We start from the raw sequence: 18,401 nt of genomic DNA, 5'->3' as shown, positions 1-18,401 counted from the left end.
CTGTCCGCAAGGCAACAATTTCCGCCAGCACGAGCGTCGGCTGACTCTAAACCAGGTTGACAACGCTGAACAGGCCTACAGCACCCATCACTATCGTGTAGGGAAATGCCATGATCACCATCCGCCCGTAGGATAAACGCACCAGAGGCGCAATGGCAGACGTCAGCAGGAACAGGAACGCCGCCTGTCCGTTAGGCGTGGCGACACTGGGCAGATTGGTACCCGTGTTAATAGCAATGGCCAGTTCCTGGAAGTGCTCGTAGTCGATACTGCCGGCATCCAGTGCCTGTTTGATTTCACTGATGTACACCGTAGCCACGAACACGTTGTCGCTGATCATCGACAGCAATCCGTTGGCAATAAAGAACATGCCCGGCTGCTGATCCTTTGGCAGGCTGAGTACAAAATCGATGATCGGCTTGAACAGGTGCTGTTCGTGAATGACGGCGACGATGGCAAAAAACACCACCAGCAGCGAGGTAAAGGGCAGGGATTCCTGGAATGCCTTGCCGATCTGATGCTCGTCGGTAACACCGGTGAACGAGGTGATAAGGATGATCACCAGAAGACCAATCAGCCCCACCTCCGCCAGGTGGAAGGCCAGGCCGATAACCAGAATCAGTGCAGCCATTGCCTGCACCCACAATGCAGCCTGGTCGGCCTTGGTCCGCTTGGTACGTTCGTTGTCGGCAAATTCCTCCAGCACCTGGCGCACCGGTTTCGGCAGGCGGGCGCCATAGCCAAACCAGCGCAGTTTTTCCAGCGCCCAGCAAGTAGTCAGACCTGCAGCCAGCACCGGCAGGCTGACCGGCGCCATATGCAAAAAGAAGCTGGCAAAGTCCCAGCCCACTACCTTGGCGATCAACAGGTTCTGGGGCTCGCCCACCATGGTGGCCACCCCGCCCAGCGCGGTGCCGATGGCACCGTGCATCAGCAGACTGCGCAGGAATGCCCGGAACCTGTCCAGGTCTTCGCGATGCAGCTCAATCACCTGTTCATCGCTGTTGGCGTTATGGTCCTTGTGTTGGTAGCCCTTGCCCGATGCTACCTTGTGGTACACCGAATAGAAGCCGACGGCGACGCTGATGATCACGGCGGTAACGGTCAGCGCGTCCAGGAATGCCGAAAGCAGGGCGGCAGCGGCACAGAACAGCAATGAAAGCGCAGATTTCGAGCGCACGCCCACCAATATCTGGGTAAAGGTCACCAGCAGCAGCTCTTTCATGAAGTAGATACCCGCCACCATGAACATCAGCAGCAGGATAACCGGGAAGTTCACCAGTACTTCGTGGTACACCGCGTCCGCCGTGGTCATACCGATCAGCAGGGCTTCGGTCGCCAGCAGGCCACCCGGTAACAGGGGATAGCACTTCAGCGCCATGGCCAGGGTAAATATGAATTCGCCCACCAGAAGCCAGCCAGCTACGGCTGGTCCAAGAGTCCATAGAATCAGGGGATTGGCAATCAGGAAAAGGATGATGACCTGTTTGTACCAGGCGGGTGCATTACCCAGGAAGTTGTGGGTAAAACCAGAGAAAACGGTAGTGGGCATTGCAGGAATCTTCTGAGTCAACGGGCGAGTGACAGTATGTGGTAACCGGCCCCTATCTTCCTTGATATTTACGTACCCGGTAATCCATCTAAGGTACCGGGTAGGTGACTATTTGGTCTTACACGCGACAAGGAAGAGCAGCCGAACGACCACCCCAAAAAGTTTCGTAATATTACTAAAAGACAGAGCCTTGAGCGACTTTATTTTCCAGCAACGGCTTCGGCCAGCATCTCGGCTGTAATCGCCGAGAGGGTCCAACCCAGGTGGCCGTGTCCGGTGTTATAGAATACCGTAGGCAACCGGCCTGGCCCGACCCGTGGCATCATGTTGGGAAGCATGGGGCGCAACCCCGCCCAGGGCACCACGCGCCGGGTACAGACGCCGGGGAAACACTGCTCTACCCAGCGGGTGAGCGGCCGAATCCGGTCATCCCGGATATCGCGATTATAACCACTGAATTCTGCTGTACCCGCGACACGAAAACGGTCATCACCCAGCCGGCTGGTGACGATCTTGGTGGCGTCATCCAGCAGACTGACGCTCGGTGCCGCAGCCTGAGAGGCCTCGTCGTCCAGCTCAACGGTAATGGAATAGCCTTTGACCGGGTAAATATTGACGCGATCACCCAGCTTCGCCGCCAGCGCCCGACTGCCCACACCGGCACAGATCACCACGCCATCGTAGGTGTCACGGGTTTGCTGTTCGCCGTCATGGGAGGTTACCCAGGCACTGGATTGATCGGCACTGAGTTCGGTCACGGAGTGCCCATAGAAGGTCTTGACCCCGAGGCGCTGGATCGCATCTGCCAGCCCGTTGGTAAACTTGTGGATATCACCGGTTGAATCGCTCTCGGTAAAAAAACCACCGTAATAGCGGCCCGCCAGCGTCGGTTCGATCGAGCTCATCTCATCAGGAGTGACCGCCCGGCGTTCAAGGCCGCCGGCGGCCAGCAGTTTCGAGACATTGGCAGCGTGGTCGAAGCCGGCCTTGTCCCGATAGATATGCAGGATTCCCTGCTTTTTCAGGTCAAAGTCGATACCTTCCTCTTGCGCCCATGCAAACAGGTAATCACGGGCGGCGATCGCCATGCGAGCCGTTTCGGTGGTGTTCTTCTCGTACTGGGGAATCGCGGCAATAAACTCGGCAAACCAGCTCAGTTTGTGCCAGGAAGGTTTGGGGTTCACCAATAACGGCGCATCACGGCGGAACATCCACTTCATACCCTTGATCAGGGTCTGCCAGTTGTTCCAGACCTCGGCATTGGAGGCCGACAGCTGGCCACCGTTAGCGAAGGAGGTTTCCATCGCTGCATAACGGTGTTTTTCGTAAACGGTGACATCCAGGCCACGCTTGGCCAGAGTGTAAGCGGTTGTGATACCGGTGATACCACCGCCAATAACAGCAATTCGCTTCATAGCGATCTCCAGGGGCGCCCAGGGTTTCCTTTCTACACAGAATGATAGAAAGCACCCCTTCCGTCTCTGGACCTGAGAGATTCACGCGCCGTTTCAGCGAAATCGGCCGCTTGCTCCTTCGGTGTGCCAACGGACGCAGTCGTCGACAGCTCTTCGGAAAGTCTTCATGTTAGCGGTCCTTTTGCCTGAGAGTTTCCGGGGCAGTTGCTCCTTCGGCGCCGAGCACACTGTGATGTGGCTCGGTCTCTCCCGCTAACACCTCTGTTTTGCAATCAATGCGAGTCTGCTACAGAAAATAGCAAAACTCCGGCGGTTTGAACACTCTTACCCCGGCCAGCTACTCGACTGTGACACTTTTCGCCAGGTTGCGGGGCTGGTCCACGTCGGTGCCTTTCAATACCGCCACGTGATACGACAGCAGCTGCAGCGGCACCGTATAGACAATTGGGGAGGTGATAGGGTGCACCGACGGCAGCGACATCACGTGGATGCCGTCCTGGGCTTTGACGTCCGCCCCCTGGTCGGCAAATACAAACAACTCGCCACCCCTGGCACGGACCTCCTCGAGATTGGACTTCAGCTTTTCCAGCAATTCGTTGTTGGGAGCCACCGTAACGACCGGCATATCCCCGTCCACCAGGGCGAGCGGGCCATGCTTGAGCTCACCGGCCGGATAGGCTTCCGCATGAATGTAGGAGATTTCCTTGAGCTTCAGGGCGCCCTCGAGGGCAACGGGGAACATGGCACCACGGCCCAGGAACAGGCTGTGGAACTTGTCCATGAACGATTTCGACAGCTCGACGATCTCGGCATCCAGGGCCAGCACCTGTTCCACCTGCCCGGGAATCAGACGGATGGCTTCAACAATTTCGGCCTCCCGCGCTTCTTCAAGGCCGTTATGACGTGCCAGTGCCAGCGTAAAGATCAGCAGCGCGGTCAACTGGGTGGTAAACGCCTTGGTGGAAGCCACACCGATTTCAGGGCCGGCCTGGGTCATGATCACCAGATCGGATTCCCGCACCAGGGAACTGCCGGGCACGTTGCAGATGGCCATGGCAGCACGGAAACCGGCCTTCTTGGCCTGCCGCAGCGCTGCCAGGGTATCAGCCGTTTCGCCGGACTGGGAGATGCACAGGAACAGGGTATCGGGCTGGATAACGTGCTTCCGGTAACGGAATTCGGAGGCCACTTCCACGGAGCAGGGCACGCCTGCCAGATCTTCTATCCAGTAGCGCGCCACCATGCCGGCATGATAACTGGTACCACAAGCGATGATCTGGACATGCCGTACATTTTCCAGCAGGTTGCCGGCCTGGGTACCAAGAGCCTGCTCCAGCACGCGGGTGTTGGTTACCCGGCCTTCGGTGGTGGCACGGATGACCCGTGGCTGCTCGTGGATCTCCTTGAGCATGAAGTGACGGTACTCGCCTTTTTCGGCGGCGTCCGAGCTGTGCTCGAAACGGGTGATCGCCCGCTCCACCCGTTGCTTGTCGCGGTCGTGAATCTCGATGCGGTCACGACTGATATCCGCAATGTCGCCTTCTTCCAGGAACATGAAGCGATCGGTCACCGGCAGCAGTGCCAACTGATCAGAGGCAATGAAGTTTTCGCCAATGCCCACACCGACTACCAGCGGGCTGCCCTCACGGCAAACCACCATGTGATCCGGCTCGTCAGCATGGATCACCGCCAGGGCGAAGGCGCCGCGTAAATGTTCGATGGCGGAGCTCACTGCCTGGTAAAGACTATTGCTCAGGCGGTACTGTTTTTCGATCAGGTGGGCGACCACTTCGGTATCGGTCTGGGACGTGAACTCAAAGCCCTCGGCTTTGAGCTCTTCTCGCAGCTCCTGGTAGTTCTCGATAATACCGTTGTGGACGATGGCCAACCGCTCGCCAGACATGTGCGGATGGGCATTGACCTGTGAAGGCTCACCATGGGTGGCCCAACGGGTATGGGCAATGCCGGCAACACCTTCCAGGCCCTCGCCGCTAATGACGTCGGCCAGTGCGGCAACCTTGCCCACTTCCCGCGCCCGGTTAATGGCGTGATTGCTGTCAATAACGGCCATCCCCGCTGAATCATAACCCCGGTACTCCAGGCGGCGCAGTCCTTCCAGCAAAATACCCTGAACGTCCCTTTCCGATACTGCACCTACAATTCCACACATATACCTGTCACCTGTTCCGAATGTACTGAAGCCTGTTGCGGCTTTTGAATCAGTCTTTTTTGACCGGGCGTTCCCAGTTATCGATATTCCGCTGACGTCCGCGGGCGACGGCGAGCTCGCCTTCCTCCACGTTGCGGGTAATGGTGGAGCCGGCACCAATGGTGACATTGTCCGCCAATGACACGGGTGCTACCAGGGAGGTATTGGAGCCCACGAAAACACCATCGCCCAACACCGTTTTGTACTTGTTCACCCCATCATAATTGCACGTAATGGTTCCTGCACCCACATTCACATTACGTCCCAGTATGGCATCGCCCACATAGCTGAGGTGATTGATCTTGCTGCCCTCGCCAACGTCGGCCTTCTTGGTTTCCACAAAGTTGCCTACCTTGGTGCTGTCCGCCAGCTTTGTTCCAGGCCTTAACCGCGCAAATGGGCCAACCTGGGCGCCGCGGCCTATATCCGCGCCATCAATAACCGAATTGGCCTCGATCCGTGTCCCCTCGCCAATCGTGGCATCGCGAATCACACAGTTGGGACCAATGCTGACATCGTTTGCGAGGGAAACATTGCCTTCAAACACCGCGTTGATATCGATCAGCACATCCTGGCCTATCGACAGACTGCCCCGTACGTCGATCCTGGAAGGATCTGCCAGGGTGGCACCCTCGGTCATCAGTCGATTCGCCTCCTGAAGCTGGTACCACCGCTCCAGTTCCGCCAGTTGCAGGCGGTTATTCACACCCTGTACTTCGTATTCGTTGGCAGGCTGCGCCACTGAAATACGCACGCCCCTATCAGCCGCCATGGCAATGATATCTGTCAGGTAGTATTCACCCTGGGCATTGCTGTTGGACAACTGTGGCAACCAGTCTTTGAGGTGGCGTGCGGATACTGCAAGGATTCCGGTATTCACTTCGGTGACTGCTTTCTGGGCATCGGTGGCGTCTTTCTGCTCTACAATGGCTGTCACATCCCCGGCATCATTGCGGAGGATGCGGCCGTATCCAGCCGGGTTATCCAGAGTCACCGTTAACAGGCCGAGTGAATCCTCACTTACCTGTGAAACCAGCGCTTCAAGGGTTTCCGGCCGCGTGAGCGGAACATCGCCATAGAGAATCAGCACCCGTGCATCGTCCGGCAATGCCGGCAGTGCCTGGGCCACGGCGTGGCCGGTGCCCAGTTGCTGTTCCTGCAACGCCCATTGCACATCTTCAGCCGGGGTGATGGCTTTTACCTGCTCCGCACCGTGTCCGATAACGCCATGGATACCAGCGGCACCCAGTTTTCGGGCGGTGTCCATGACATGGTGAAGCATGGGTTTGCCGGCAATGCTGTGGAGAACCTTCGGCAGGGCGGATTTCATGCGCGAGCCCTGGCCTGCGGCCAGAATTACAACGTGCAGGGATGTCATAGATGTACCACACTCCGGGCTGATGGCGAGTTTGGGTGTATTGAACAAAAAAAGCCGCCTCCCTGGCAAATGACGTTCCGGAAAGATTCCGGTGAGTCATCCGTTTCAGGACGCGGCTTTTGTCAGGCGAACGGCTGCCGATACGCTGTTTCCGGAAAATCCGGCCTCAGCGAACGTTCTTGCGCAGCTTCTGAATCGTGCGCAACTGGGCGGCGGCTTCTGCCAGCTCGGCTGCGGCACGGGAGTATTCAAACTCGCCTGTCTTGTTTGCCAGTGCCTTTTCAGCTTCTTTCTGGGCTTCCAGTGCCGCTGCTTCGTCCACATCCTTGGCGCGGATAGCCGTATCAGCCATCAGGGTCACGAGGTTGGGCTGAACTTCCAGGTAACCACCTGAAACGTAAAGAATTTCCTCTTTCCCGTCCTGCTTGATGATCCGCACTGAACCGGGCTTGAGCTCGGTCAGCAGCGGAGCATGGCCCAGCTGGATACCCATCTCACCCTCGGTACCGGTAGCGATAAGCATCTCTACCAGTCCGGAGTAGATTTTTTCCTCGGCACTTACGACGTCACAATGTACTGTCATAGCCATTTCTGATGCCTCTTGGGTCTGAAAGTGAAGGAAGCCTTATTTCTTGCTTTCCTTCTCTTTCATTGCCTTCGCCTTCTCGATAACTTCCTCAATGCCACCGCACATGTAGAAAGCCTGCTCAGGCATATCGTCGTACTCACCGTTCAGGATACCTTCAAAGCTGGCGATGGTCTCTTTCAGAGACACATATTTACCGGGGGAACCGGTAAATACCTCGGCAACGTGGAACGGCTGTGACAGGAAACGCTCGATTTTACGGGCGCGGGATACTGTCAGCTTGTCTTCTTCTGACAGTTCGTCCATGCCCAGAATGGCGATGATGTCTTTCAGCTCTTTGTAGCGCTGCAGAACGTTCTGTACGCCACGGGCCACATTATAGTGCTGCTCACCGATCACCAGCGGATCCAGCTGACGTGAAGTGGAGTCAAGCGGGTCGATCGCCGGGTAGATACCCTTGGAAGCGATGTCACGGCTCAGTACCACGGTTGCGTCAAGGTGCGAGAAGGTGGTGGCCGGTGACGGGTCAGTCAGGTCGTCCGCCGGTACGTAGACCGCCTGGATAGACGTGATGGAACCGGTCTTGGTGGAGGTAATACGCTCCTGCAGCTCACCCATTTCCTGGGCCAGAGTAGGCTGATAACCTACCGCTGACGGCATACGGCCCAATAGTGCAGATACCTCGGTACCGGCCAGGGTGTAACGGTAGATGTTGTCAACGAACAACAGTACGTCACGGCCTTCGTCCCGGAACTTCTCGGCCATGGTGAGGCCGGTCAGAGCAACACGCAGACGGTTTCCGGGAGGCTCGTTCATCTGCCCGTAAACCATGGCAACCTTGTCCAGTACGTTGGAGTCCTTCATCTCGTAGTAGAAGTCGTTACCCTCACGGGTACGCTCGCCTACACCGGCGAATACGGACAGACCGGAGTGCTCTTTGGCGATGTTGTTGATAAGTTCCATCATGTTAACGGTCTTACCAACGCCGGCGCCGCCGAACAGGCCAACCTTACCACCCTTGGCGAACGGGCAGATCAGGTCGATGACCTTGATGCCGGTTTCCAGCAGGTCGGCAGAAGCTGCCTGGTCCGCGTAGCTGGGGGCCTTACGGTGAATCGCCCATTGCTCTTCTTCGCCAATCTCGCCCTGTTCGTCGATGGGGCGGCCCAGTACGTCCATGATACGACCCAGAGTCTGGGTACCCACGGGTACTGAAATCGGCTTACCGGTATTGTCTGCTTTCAGGCCACGCTTGAGGCCTTCGGTGCTGCCCATTGCGATGGTACGTACAATGCCGTCGCCCAGCTGCTGCTGGACTTCCAGAGTTGTCTCACCACCTTCAAGCAGCAGTGCGTCGTAAACGCCCGGAACGGAGTCACGTGGAAATTCCACGTCGATAACCGCGCCTATGATCTGAACGATGTGTCCGCTACTCATGCTCGGTTCCTCGTTATCTTGATAGTCAATAAAACCAGTAGGATTGTGCGCCGGATCAGACCGAAGCCGCGCCGCTCACAATCTCCGAAATTTCTTGCGTAATGGCTGCCTGACGGGCCTTGTTGTACGCCAGCTGCAACTCGTTGATGATTTCGCCAGCGTTATCTGTCGCACTCTTCATGGCAATCATCCGCGCAGCCTGTTCGCAGGCCAGATTCTCTACCACTCCCTGATATACCTGGGATTCGATATAACGTGGTAGCAACCCGTCCAGAATGGGGCGTGAATCCGGCTCGTAGATGTAATCCCACTGGTGACCGATGTCCTCATCAGTGCCTTCCGGCAAAGGCAGAAGCTGCTCTGCGATCGGCTTCTGGGTCATGGTGTTCACGAACTCGTTATAGATCACATAAAGGCGATCAATCTTGCCTTCCTCAAACGAATCCAGCATAACCTTGACGTTACCGATCAGCTTCTCCGCACTCGGGCTGTCACCGATATGAGTCAGTGCTGCCACCACGTTTCCGCCATAACTGCGGAAAAACGAGGCGCCTTTCTGCCCGATGGCGCAGATATCGGTCTCTACACCTTCTTCTTTCCATGCACGCATTTCACGAACGAGCAGCTTGAACGCATTGGTATTCAGACCACCACAGAGGCCCCGATCAGAGGACACCACGATGTAACCGACACGCTTGACGTCACGCTCCTTCATGAAGGGATGCACGTAATCCTTGTTGGATTTGGCAATATGTCCGATTGCCTGACGCATCTTTTCCGCATAGGGCCGCGTGGCCTTCATGCGTTCCTGAGCCTTACGCATTTTACTCGCAGCCACCATTTCCATGGCGCTGGTGATCTTCTGCGTGCTCTTGATGCTTCCGATCTGATTACGTATTTCTTTTCCGACGGCCATAAGTCACTGCCTTTTCAAGTTAGACACTCATGTGGACCAACGGGCCCGCCGTAGCGGGCCTCGGGCTTACCAGCTTTGAGTGGTCTTGAATTTCTCCAGAGCAGCTTTCAGGCTGGCGGCAACGTCGTCATCGTACTTGCCTTCTTCACCGATCTTGTCGAGCACGTCTTTCTGTTCGGCACGCATCCAGTCAAGCAGTTGCGCTTCGAATTTAACGACGTTGTTAACTTCGACATCATCCAGGAAGCCTTCGTTAGCTGCGAACAGCACGGTACCCATTTCCGCAACGGTCATGGGGCTGTACTGGTTCTGTTTCATCAGCTCGGTAACGCGCTGACCGTGCTCCAGCTGGTTCCGGGTGGCTTCGTCCAGGTCCGATGCGAACTGTGCGAATGCTGCCAGCTCACGGTACTGGGCGAGGGCCAGACGGATATTACCGCCGAGCTTCTTCATGATCTTGGTCTGGGCGGAACCACCAACCCGGGATACGGAGATACCGGCGTTCATCGCCGGACGGATACCGGAGTTGAACAGGTTGGTTTCCAGGAAGATCTGACCGTCGGTAATGGAGATTACGTTGGTCGGTACGAATGCAGACACGTCGCCGGCCTGGGTTTCAATGATCGGCAAAGCGGTCAGTGAGCCGGTCTTGCCTTTCACTTCGCCGTTAGTGAGCTTTTCAACCTCGTCGGCATTAATCCGGGAGGCACGCTCCAGCAGGCGGGAGTGCAGGTAGAATACGTCACCCGGATAGGCTTCGCGGCCCGGCGGACGGCGCAGCAGCAGGGAAATCTGGCGATAGGCCACAGCCTGCTTGGACAGATCATCATAGATGATTAGCGCGTCTTCGCCACGGTCACGGAAGTACTCACCCATGGACGTGCCGGAATACGGAGCCAGGAACTGCATCGCAGCAGGATCGGCGGCACCGGCAGCGACCACAATGGTGTGGTCCATGGCGCCATGCTCTTCCAGCTTGCGGACCACGCCCGCGATAGAAGACTGCTTCTGGCCAATGGCCACGTAGATACACTTGATGCCAGTGTTCTTCTGGTTGATGATCGCGTCGATGGCAACCGCGGTCTTACCAATCTGACGGTCACCGATGATCAGCTCACGCTGGCCACGGCCTATCGGCACCATGGTGTCGATGGCTTTCAGGCCGGTTTGTACCGGCTCATCAACAGACTGACGGGCAATAACGCCGGGCGCGACCTTCTCGACCGGTGAAGTCAGGGTATTGCCAAGCTCACCCTTGCCGTCGATCGGATTACCCAGACCGTCAACAACGCGACCCAGCAGTTCCGGGCCAACCGGAACTTCCAGGATACGGCCGGTACAACGAACTTTCTGACCTTCGGCCAGATCTTCGTAGTCACCCAGTACCACTGAACCAACGGAGTCACGCTCCAGGTTCAGTGCCATACCGTAAATGCCATTGGCGAATTCGATCATCTCGCCGTACATAACATCGGCGAGACCGTGAATCCGCACGATGCCGTCCGAAACGGACAGAATGGTACCTTCGTTTTTTGCTTCTGAAGAGATATCGAGCTTTTCGATTCTCTTCTTGATGATGTCACTGATCTCGGATGGATTCAGTTGCTGCATGCCTTTGTCCTCAAACCTTGTGCTGAAATCAGGAGCCCACGGCGTTGGCCATTCTTGCCAACTTGCCACGAACCGAAGCGTCAATAACCAGGTCGCCCGTGCGTATAACCACCCCGCCGATCAGAGACTGATCAACCGAGGATTCAAGTTCGACCTTGCGCTCCAGTTTCCTGGACAGGGCGTCGATCAATTTCTGCTGCTGCTCGGCTGTCATTTCGAACGCTGTGCTCACCTGCATCTTCACCGTGCGCTCAAGATCAGCTCGGTAGAGGCTGAACAGCTCAGATATGGCTGGCAGCAGGGCAAGGCGATTGTTTTCAGCAAGAATTGACAGGAAGTTGCTGAGCGACTCGGGTAGCTGCTCTTCAAAACAGTCAGCGAGAAGCTGCGCCTTGCGTTGCTCAGCCAGGCCCGGTTTGGCCAGGATGACCTTCACCTGTTCGTTGGCCGCAACCTGAGCGGCAAAAGCCAGAGCCTGATCCCACAGATCAACAGCGTCATGGTCCTTCGCAGCAGCAAAAACGGCTTTCGCGTAGGGTCGGGCTAACGTAGTCAGTTCTGCCATGGTGACCCTCGCTTAGAGTTCTGCGGCCAGCTTGTCCAGCATCTCGCTGTGAGCTTTGGCGTCTACAGAGGTTTCCAGGATCTTCTCGGCACCGGCAATGGCAATGGCTGCCACTTCTGCCCTGAGTGCATCGCGAGCCTGAACACGCTCCTGTTGAATTTCCGCCCGGGCCTGCTCGATGAGTTTCTCGCCTTCTTTGCGAGCGTCATCCTTGGAGGCCTCAACGATCTGGGCGGCACGCTTGTTAGCCTGGTCAATCAGAGCTGCGGATTCTTCCTTCGCCTTTTGCAGTTCCTTGGAGGCTTTTTCCTGCGCAAGTTCCAGATCGAGGGAAGCCCGATCTGCGGCAGAGAGGCCGTCGGCAATTTTCTTCTGGCGCGCACTCATGGCATCGGTAATCGGAGGCCATACATATTTGACGCAGAACCAGACGAAAATAGCGAAGGCAATCGTTTGCCCTATTAACGTAAGGTTTATATTCACGGCGGTGTACCTCTTGCTATTCGTTGCGTCCCGGTGTCCGTTAGAGCGGGGCGCCGCTGCAATTTAACAGAGCAGCGCCCGACAACCCTTCCGGCTGATTAACCAGCTACAACGAAGATCAGGTACATAGCGATACCAACACCGATCATGGGAACAGCGTCCAGAAGACCGGCCATGATGAAGGCCTTGGTCTGAAGCTGGTTGCCAAGCTCTGGCTGGCGAGCGGTAGACTCGAGCAGCTTGCCACCAAGCAGACCGAAACCAATGCCAGCGCCCAGGGCGCCCAGTCCGATGATCAGTGCTGCTGCAATAAATACCATTTCCATTGAAGACTCCTCAGTTTTCTCAGATAGTTAAGGGTTTATTTTCGGTTATCAGTGATCTTCGTGCGCGGCGCTGAGGTAAACCACAGCCAGCGTTGTAAAGATAAAGGCCTGCAGCGTAATTACCAAAAGGTGGAAGATGGCCCAGGGTACGTTCAGGGACCACTGAATCCACAATGGTAACAGCGCAATCAGGATAAATATGACTTCGCCAGCGTACATATTACCGAACAGACGCAGTGCCAGGCTGATCGGTTTGATAATCAGCGCCAGCAGCTCAAGCACCAGGTTGAAGGGTATCAGAGACCAGTGATTGAAGGGTGTAAACGACAGCTCTTTGGCGAAACCACCCGCACCTTTAACCTTGAAGCTGTAAAATAGAATGAGTATGAAAACGCCCAGAGCAATACCGAAAGTGCCATTAGGATCAGTGGTGGGCACGATCTTGAAGTATTCCAGCCCCATTGCATGGGCAATGGAAGGTATGTAATCCACCGGAATCAGCTTCAGGCTGTTCATCAGGAAAATCCAGACGAACAGGGTCAGGGCCAGTGGCGCAATGAGCGGGTTCTTGCCATGGAATACGTCGCGCACGATGTTCTGTATGAATTCGACTGTCATTTCGACAAAGTTCTGCAGGCCAGAGGGCGTATCCGTTGTAGCCCTTTTAGCCACATAGCGGAACAGGCCAAGGAATAACAGACCCATGGCGATGGACCAGCCCATGGAATCCACGTGGATCGCCATGAAGCCCATATCTGCCGCTTCCTGCCCGGTACGGGCCATGGTCCAGGTGGCTTCTTCCACAACCGTGCCATCCGCCCGCTCATAACCTTCAGGCAATTTGCCATAGGTCAGGTTCGTTAGGTGGTGCTTTATATACTCTACTGGGGTATCAGCTGCCATACTGCTCTCGTCCAGTCATCGCTGTGGTTGTGGCCGGATGAACCAACGCAGAAGCGGGCTCAACGCAACCATCACAGCAAAAGTGAATAACAGAGCCGGCACATGTACAGGCTCTATTAAGATGAAAACGGCCGCGAAAAAGACGGCAGTCAGGGCCAGTTTGACGGTCTCGGCCCTGAACATGTTGCCCACCACCAGGTGCGCGTGCTGCGCTCCCTCAAACCGGTACATCCGGTGGGCAAAATACGCGTTTGGTATGACATAAATAAGACCGCCGACAAAAGCGGAATAACCTGCCAAACGACTTTCTGTAAACCAGACAAGGCTCAATACGATAATGAGCCCGCCCTCGATTGCCAGCCACTGCAAAAACGGCAACCGGTTGATACGCTTTCTGGTCGGGGACATGGAACCAGCCTGAAAAATGTACCTGAGTACGTGAAACCTGCTTCCTGTCACACCCTGTCCGGAGTTAATGCAAGCGCGCGAAATTATATGTGTTAACCGATGGGTGTTCAACAGAAGCGGCGGGAAAATTTGATGGAAAAATAGCCAGTTTTCACGGCAGATCCCATCAATATCACACAAGTTGTGTTTTTAAACAATTCCGATCACGACATGTGGTGTTTTAGGGCCGTGTCAGTACTTTCGCACTATCGACCAATGACACTACTTGATGTGCCCCAGGATACCATCCAGCTCGTCCAGTGAGGTGTATTCAATCACCAGCTTGCCTTTTCCACGCTGACCATGGTCGATAGACACCCGGGCTCCCAGACGTTCAGCAAGGTCATCCTGCAGTGCACGGATATTGGGGTCCACCTCGCCCTTGGCTTTCTTGCTGCCCGGGGTTTCCTGCTGAACCCGGCGAACCAGGGCTTCGGTCTGGCGAACAGACAGGGATTTGGCCACCACCTGTTTCGCCACGTGCATCTGCTGTTCCGGCTGCAGGGTCAGCATGGCACGGCCATGGCCCATTTCCAGGTCGCCGTGTTCCAGCATCACCCGCACATCTTCGGACAGGCTGATCAGCCGCAGCAGATTGGTGATGGTGGTTCTGGACTTGCCTACTGCCTCCGCCACCTGGGCCTGGGTCAGGCCGAATTCGTCCTGCAGGCGCTGAAGTGCAAAAGCTTCTTCGATGGGATTGAGATTCTCGCGCTGGATGTTCTCGATCAGCGCCATGGCGATGGCGGCATCATCCGGCACGTCACGAATGATGGCGGGGATGCTGTCGAGTTCGGCCATCTGGGTGGCACGCCAGCGGCGTTCGCCGGCGATCAGTTCGAACCGGCCTTCGGCGATCGGGCGCACGACGACCGGTTGCATCACACCCTGTTGACGAATGGAGTCCGCCAGTTCCTGCAGGGCCGCCGGGTCCATATCCCGGCGCGGCTGGAACCGGCCACGCTGGATCAGGTCAATCGGAACGTCCCGCAGCTCGCCGTCGTGGTCCTTCAGCTCCTGGTCCAGATTGACCCTGGAGCCCTGTAACAGGGCGCCCAGTCCGCGCTCACCCAGTCCTCGTTTCTTCGCCGCCATGGTGTTTGTCATTCTTCCCGATGAAAAATCTGTGTGCAAAGGAGGGGTAGTTTACACGGCAACGGCCGCGGATGTCTTTTGTGAACCGTGCCGTCGAACCATTTCCCCGGCCAGGGCGAGGTAAGCTATCGCGCCCTTGGAGGTGCGGTCGTATTTCAGCGCCGGCAGGCCGTAACTGGGTGCTTCAGCCAGCCGTACGTTGCGGGGAATCACCGCCTTGTAGACCTTGTCGCCGAAAAACTCGCTGAGCTGACCGGATACGTCGAGGGTCAGGCTGTTACGCGGGTCATACATGGTCCGCAATATGCCTTCCACCTGCAGGTCCGGATTAACGGTTTCCTGAATCTGTTCAACCGTGTTCATCAACGCCGCCAGGCCTTCCAGAGCATAGTACTCACACTGCATGGGGATCAGCACGGTGTCTGCCGCCGAGAGCGCGTTGACGGTCAGCAGGCTGAGGGAAGGCGGGCAATCAATAAGGATGTAATCGTAGTTCTCCCGCACTTTGTTCAGAGCCAGACGCAAACGGTGTTCGCGGCCGATTTCGTTCATCAGCTCCACCTCCGCGGCAGTGAGATCGCCGTTGGCGGGGAGGATATCAAAACCAGAGGCTTCCGCCCGGAAAATCACCTCGGCGGCGGTGGCCCGCTTGGTGAGCATGTCATAACCGGAGCGCTCCAGGGCATTCTTGTCCACTCCGCTGCCCATGGTGGCATTGCCCTGGGGATCCATATCCACCAGCAGCACGCGGCGCTTGGTTGCGGCCAGGGAGGCAGCCAGGTTGACGCAGGTGGTGGTTTTCCCAACACCGCCTTTCTGATTGGTCACTGCAATCACACGCGCCATGACTAGCCTCCTGTCTTGAAATTCTTGTGGCCGGAATCCCGCCCGATCACCAGCAGATGCCGGTCTCCGTCCGAGCCGGGTACCGACAACGGATGCCGGGACTTTACCTGCCAACCCGATGGCAGTGCAGCCACCTCATCATCCGGAAACTGGCCTTTCATGGCAAGGAACTCGCCCTCATCCGCAAGCAAATGGCCGCACCAGGCGACCAGGTTGTCCAGTGCCGTGAACGCCCGGCTGCTGATCTGGCGGTACTGAATGGCGGGATCACAGCTTTCTGCCCGACCATGAATAATATCCACGTTCTTCAGGCCCAGTTCCAGAACGCACTGGGTCAGGAACCGGGTTTTCTTGCTGTTACTGTCCAGCAGGGTAAATCGCTTATGGGGCAAGGCAATGGCCAGGGGAATGCCCGGCAGCCCGCCACCGGCGCCCACATCCAGCAAATGTTCGGCGGTTACAAAGGGCAGGATGCTCAGGCTGTCCAGCAACTGGCGCGACACCATCTCCCGCGACTCCCGTACCGCGGTCAGGTTGTAGGCGCGGTTCCACTTGTTCAGCAATGCCAGAAACGCCAGCAGCTGTTGCTGGCTGGCGTCATCAAGCTCCAGTTCAAGATCTGCCAGGCCCTGGGCAAGCTGGCGTTGCCAGAGTACATCGTTCATGGGCGCACTCAGGCGGATTGCTTGCGCAGAAGATCACGCTTCTTGAGATGAACCAGAACCTGGGAAATCGCCGCCGGGGTCACACCCTGGATGCGTGAAGCCTGCGCCACGGTTTCCGGCCGGACTTCCTTGAGCTTCTGTCTGATCTCATTGGACAGGCCGCCAATCGCGTCAAAATCGATGTCGTCCGGCAGGCGGGTGTTCTCATTCCTGCGCAGGCGCTCGATTTCATCGGTCTGACGAGAGATGTAACCCTCGTACTTGATCTCGATTTCCACCTGGTCCGCAACAACGGGATCGTCGGCAATGCCGTCTGCCATCCGGGCAATATGGCTGTAGTTGATTTCCGGGCGACGCAGCAGTTCCGCCAGGGTCTGGTCCCGGTTCATGGGCTGGCGCAGATGGTTGTTGGCTGCATCGCCACCGGGGGTACCGGGATGGATTCGCGTGGTTTCCAGGCGGTTGCGTTCGGCGGCAATGGCGTCGCGCTTGGTGTTGAATGCCTGCCAGCGATGCTCATCCACCAGCCCCAGCCTGTGGCCGGTTTCGGTCAGGCGCAGGTCGGCATTGTCTTCCCGCAGAATCAGCCGGTATTCAGCACGGCTGGTAAACATGCGGTAGGGCTCGGAGGTACCCATGGTGATCAGGTCATCCACCAGCACACCCAGATAGGCTTCGTCACGACGGGGATACCATTCGTCCCGCTCCTGGGCACGCAGTGCCGCGTTGATACCTGCCAGCAGGCCCTGGGCGCCGGCTTCTTCGTAGCCGGTGGTGCCGTTGATCTGGCCGGCAAAGTACAGCCCCCGGATGAACTTGGTTTCCAGGGTATGGCGCAGGTCCTGCGGGTTCAGGAAATCGTACTCGATGGCGTAACCGGGCCGGGTAATGTGGGCATTCTCGAAACCGGGAATGGTACGCACGGCCGCCAGCTGGATATCAAACGGCAGGCTGGTGGAGATACCGTTGGGGTACAGCTCGTTGGTGGTCAGGCCTTCCGGCTCCACGAATATCTGGTGCGAGTCCTTGTCGGCAAAGCGGTTGACCTTGTCTTCGATGGACGGGCAGTAACGGGGCCCGATGCCTTCGATGTTGCCGGCAAACATGGGCGAGCGGTCAAAGCCGCTGCGGATGATGTCGTGAGTCTGCTCGGTGGTTCGGGTGACATAGCAGCACACCTGCTCGGGGTGCTGCTCGCGGGACCCCAGGAATGACATCACCGGTGCCGGGTCATCGCCCCATTGCTCCTGCATCACGGAAAAATCCACACTGCGGGCGTCGATACGGGGCGGGGTACCGGTTTTCAGGCGCCCGACATTGAACGGCAGCTCCCGCAGGCGCTGGGCAAGGGCGTTGGCAGGCGCATCGCCGGCGCGACCACCGGAGTGTTGCTGCATACCGATGTGGATAACACCGCCCAGGAAAGTACCGGTGGTCAGCACAACGGTCGGTGCACGGAACCGAATGCCGGACTGGGTGACCACACCGGTAATGCGCTCGCCTTCGACAATCAGGTCGTCCGCAGCCTGCTGGAACAGGGTCAGGTTGGGTTGGTTCTCCAGGATTTCGCGGATGGCTGCCTTATACAGTACCCGGTCCGCCTGGGCACGGGTGGCGCGAACGGCCGGACCCTTGCGGGAGTTCAGCACCCGGAACTGGATGCCGGCCTTGTCGGTGGCCATGGCCATGGCACCGCCCAGGGCGTCGATTTCCTTCACCAGGTGGCTCTTACCAATACCGCCAATGGCCGGATTACAGGACATCTGGCCCAGGGTTTCAATATTGTGGGTCAGCAGCAGGGTCTGTGAACCCATGCGCGCAGCTGCCAGTGCGGCTTCGGTACCGGCATGGCCACCACCAATGACAATCACATCGAAACGGGTTGGATAATCCACTACATCACCTCGGCAAACGGGGTATCAAAAAATTCCAAGTATAAAAAACAGCCTGAAAATCAGGGCGGGGAG

At 57.1% G+C, this 18,401-nt stretch carries 17 protein-coding genes and 1 riboswitch; all 17 genes read right to left on the bottom strand.

Annotation, left to right across the window (positions count from 1 at the left end):
- Positions 1-46: 46 nt before the first annotated feature.
- The 17 genes from nhaB to mnmG all read right to left on the bottom strand — a co-directional run bounded on the left by nhaB (position 47) and on the right by mnmG (position 18,329).
- On the bottom strand, positions 47-1,552 hold the full coding sequence (gene nhaB / locus QPL94_RS02920; protein WP_285355391.1) for a sodium/proton antiporter NhaB: 1,506 nt from the start codon (positions 1,550-1,552) through the stop codon (positions 47-49).
- A 200-nt stretch (positions 1,553-1,752) separates the two neighbouring features.
- Positions 1,753-2,967: a D-amino acid dehydrogenase gene (locus QPL94_RS02915; protein WP_285355389.1), complete on the bottom strand. Its 1,215-nt coding sequence runs from the start codon at positions 2,965-2,967 to the stop codon at positions 1,753-1,755.
- Between the two features lie 163 nt (positions 2,968-3,130).
- A riboswitch (glycine riboswitch) is annotated at positions 3,131-3,229 on the bottom strand.
- A gap of 75 nt (positions 3,230-3,304) precedes the next feature.
- On the bottom strand, positions 3,305-5,137 hold the full coding sequence (glmS, locus tag QPL94_RS02910) for a glutamine--fructose-6-phosphate transaminase (isomerizing) (RefSeq protein ID WP_285355387.1): 1,833 nt from the start codon (positions 5,135-5,137) through the stop codon (positions 3,305-3,307).
- 49 nt (positions 5,138-5,186) lie between these two features.
- Positions 5,187-6,554 carry a bifunctional UDP-N-acetylglucosamine diphosphorylase/glucosamine-1-phosphate N-acetyltransferase GlmU gene (gene glmU / locus QPL94_RS02905; protein WP_285355385.1) on the bottom strand — a complete coding sequence of 456 codons (1,368 nt, stop codon included), beginning with the start codon at positions 6,552-6,554 and terminating at the stop codon, positions 5,187-5,189.
- Positions 6,555-6,720: 166 nt separating this feature from the next.
- The gene (locus QPL94_RS02900) at positions 6,721-7,143 is read right to left on the bottom strand and encodes a F0F1 ATP synthase subunit epsilon (protein WP_137436477.1); all 423 of its coding nucleotides are present in this window, start codon (positions 7,141-7,143) and stop codon (positions 6,721-6,723) included.
- Positions 7,144-7,179: 36 nt separating this feature from the next.
- Complete coding sequence (gene atpD, locus QPL94_RS02895) at positions 7,180-8,577, bottom strand: F0F1 ATP synthase subunit beta (RefSeq protein ID WP_285355383.1); 1,398 nt, start codon at positions 8,575-8,577, stop codon at positions 7,180-7,182.
- A gap of 55 nt (positions 8,578-8,632) precedes the next feature.
- Positions 8,633-9,493: a F0F1 ATP synthase subunit gamma gene (atpG, locus tag QPL94_RS02890; RefSeq protein ID WP_285355381.1), complete on the bottom strand. Its 861-nt coding sequence runs from the start codon at positions 9,491-9,493 to the stop codon at positions 8,633-8,635.
- 66 nt (positions 9,494-9,559) lie between these two features.
- Positions 9,560-11,104 (bottom strand): F0F1 ATP synthase subunit alpha, encoded by a 1,545-nt coding sequence (gene atpA / locus QPL94_RS02885; RefSeq protein WP_285355380.1) that lies wholly within the window; start codon positions 11,102-11,104, stop codon positions 9,560-9,562.
- A gap of 28 nt (positions 11,105-11,132) precedes the next feature.
- On the bottom strand, positions 11,133-11,669 hold the full coding sequence (locus QPL94_RS02880; RefSeq protein WP_285355379.1) for a F0F1 ATP synthase subunit delta: 537 nt from the start codon (positions 11,667-11,669) through the stop codon (positions 11,133-11,135).
- A 12-nt stretch (positions 11,670-11,681) separates the two neighbouring features.
- Positions 11,682-12,152, bottom strand: coding sequence for a F0F1 ATP synthase subunit B (locus tag QPL94_RS02875; RefSeq protein WP_137436482.1), 471 nt, complete (start codon positions 12,150-12,152; stop codon positions 11,682-11,684).
- A 98-nt stretch (positions 12,153-12,250) separates the two neighbouring features.
- Positions 12,251-12,478, bottom strand: coding sequence for a F0F1 ATP synthase subunit C (gene atpE / locus QPL94_RS02870; RefSeq protein WP_027830230.1), 228 nt, complete (start codon positions 12,476-12,478; stop codon positions 12,251-12,253).
- A 48-nt stretch (positions 12,479-12,526) separates the two neighbouring features.
- A complete protein-coding gene (atpB, locus tag QPL94_RS02865) occupies positions 12,527-13,381 on the bottom strand; it encodes a F0F1 ATP synthase subunit A (protein ID WP_285355377.1) in 855 nt (284 codons plus the stop codon).
- Between the two features lie 15 nt (positions 13,382-13,396).
- A complete protein-coding gene (locus tag QPL94_RS02860; protein WP_285355376.1) occupies positions 13,397-13,789 on the bottom strand; it encodes an ATP synthase subunit I in 393 nt (130 codons plus the stop codon).
- A gap of 261 nt (positions 13,790-14,050) precedes the next feature.
- Positions 14,051-14,923, bottom strand: coding sequence for a ParB/RepB/Spo0J family partition protein (locus tag QPL94_RS02855; RefSeq protein WP_285355375.1), 873 nt, complete (start codon positions 14,921-14,923; stop codon positions 14,051-14,053).
- Positions 14,924-14,974: 51 nt separating this feature from the next.
- Positions 14,975-15,769 (bottom strand): ParA family protein, encoded by a 795-nt coding sequence (locus QPL94_RS02850; RefSeq protein WP_137436486.1) that lies wholly within the window; start codon positions 15,767-15,769, stop codon positions 14,975-14,977.
- A gap of 2 nt (positions 15,770-15,771) precedes the next feature.
- Positions 15,772-16,434: a 16S rRNA (guanine(527)-N(7))-methyltransferase RsmG gene (rsmG, locus tag QPL94_RS02845; RefSeq protein WP_285355374.1), complete on the bottom strand. Its 663-nt coding sequence runs from the start codon at positions 16,432-16,434 to the stop codon at positions 15,772-15,774.
- An 8-nt stretch (positions 16,435-16,442) separates the two neighbouring features.
- On the bottom strand, positions 16,443-18,329 hold the full coding sequence (gene mnmG / locus QPL94_RS02840; RefSeq protein ID WP_285355373.1) for a tRNA uridine-5-carboxymethylaminomethyl(34) synthesis enzyme MnmG: 1,887 nt from the start codon (positions 18,327-18,329) through the stop codon (positions 16,443-16,445).
- Positions 18,330-18,401 lie beyond the last annotated feature (72 nt).

The sequence above is a fragment of the Marinobacter sp. SS13-12 genome (genome assembly GCF_030227115.1).
Lineage (GTDB): Bacteria > Pseudomonadota > Gammaproteobacteria > Pseudomonadales > Oleiphilaceae > Marinobacter.
This window is presented reverse-complemented; position numbering and strand designations above follow the sequence as displayed.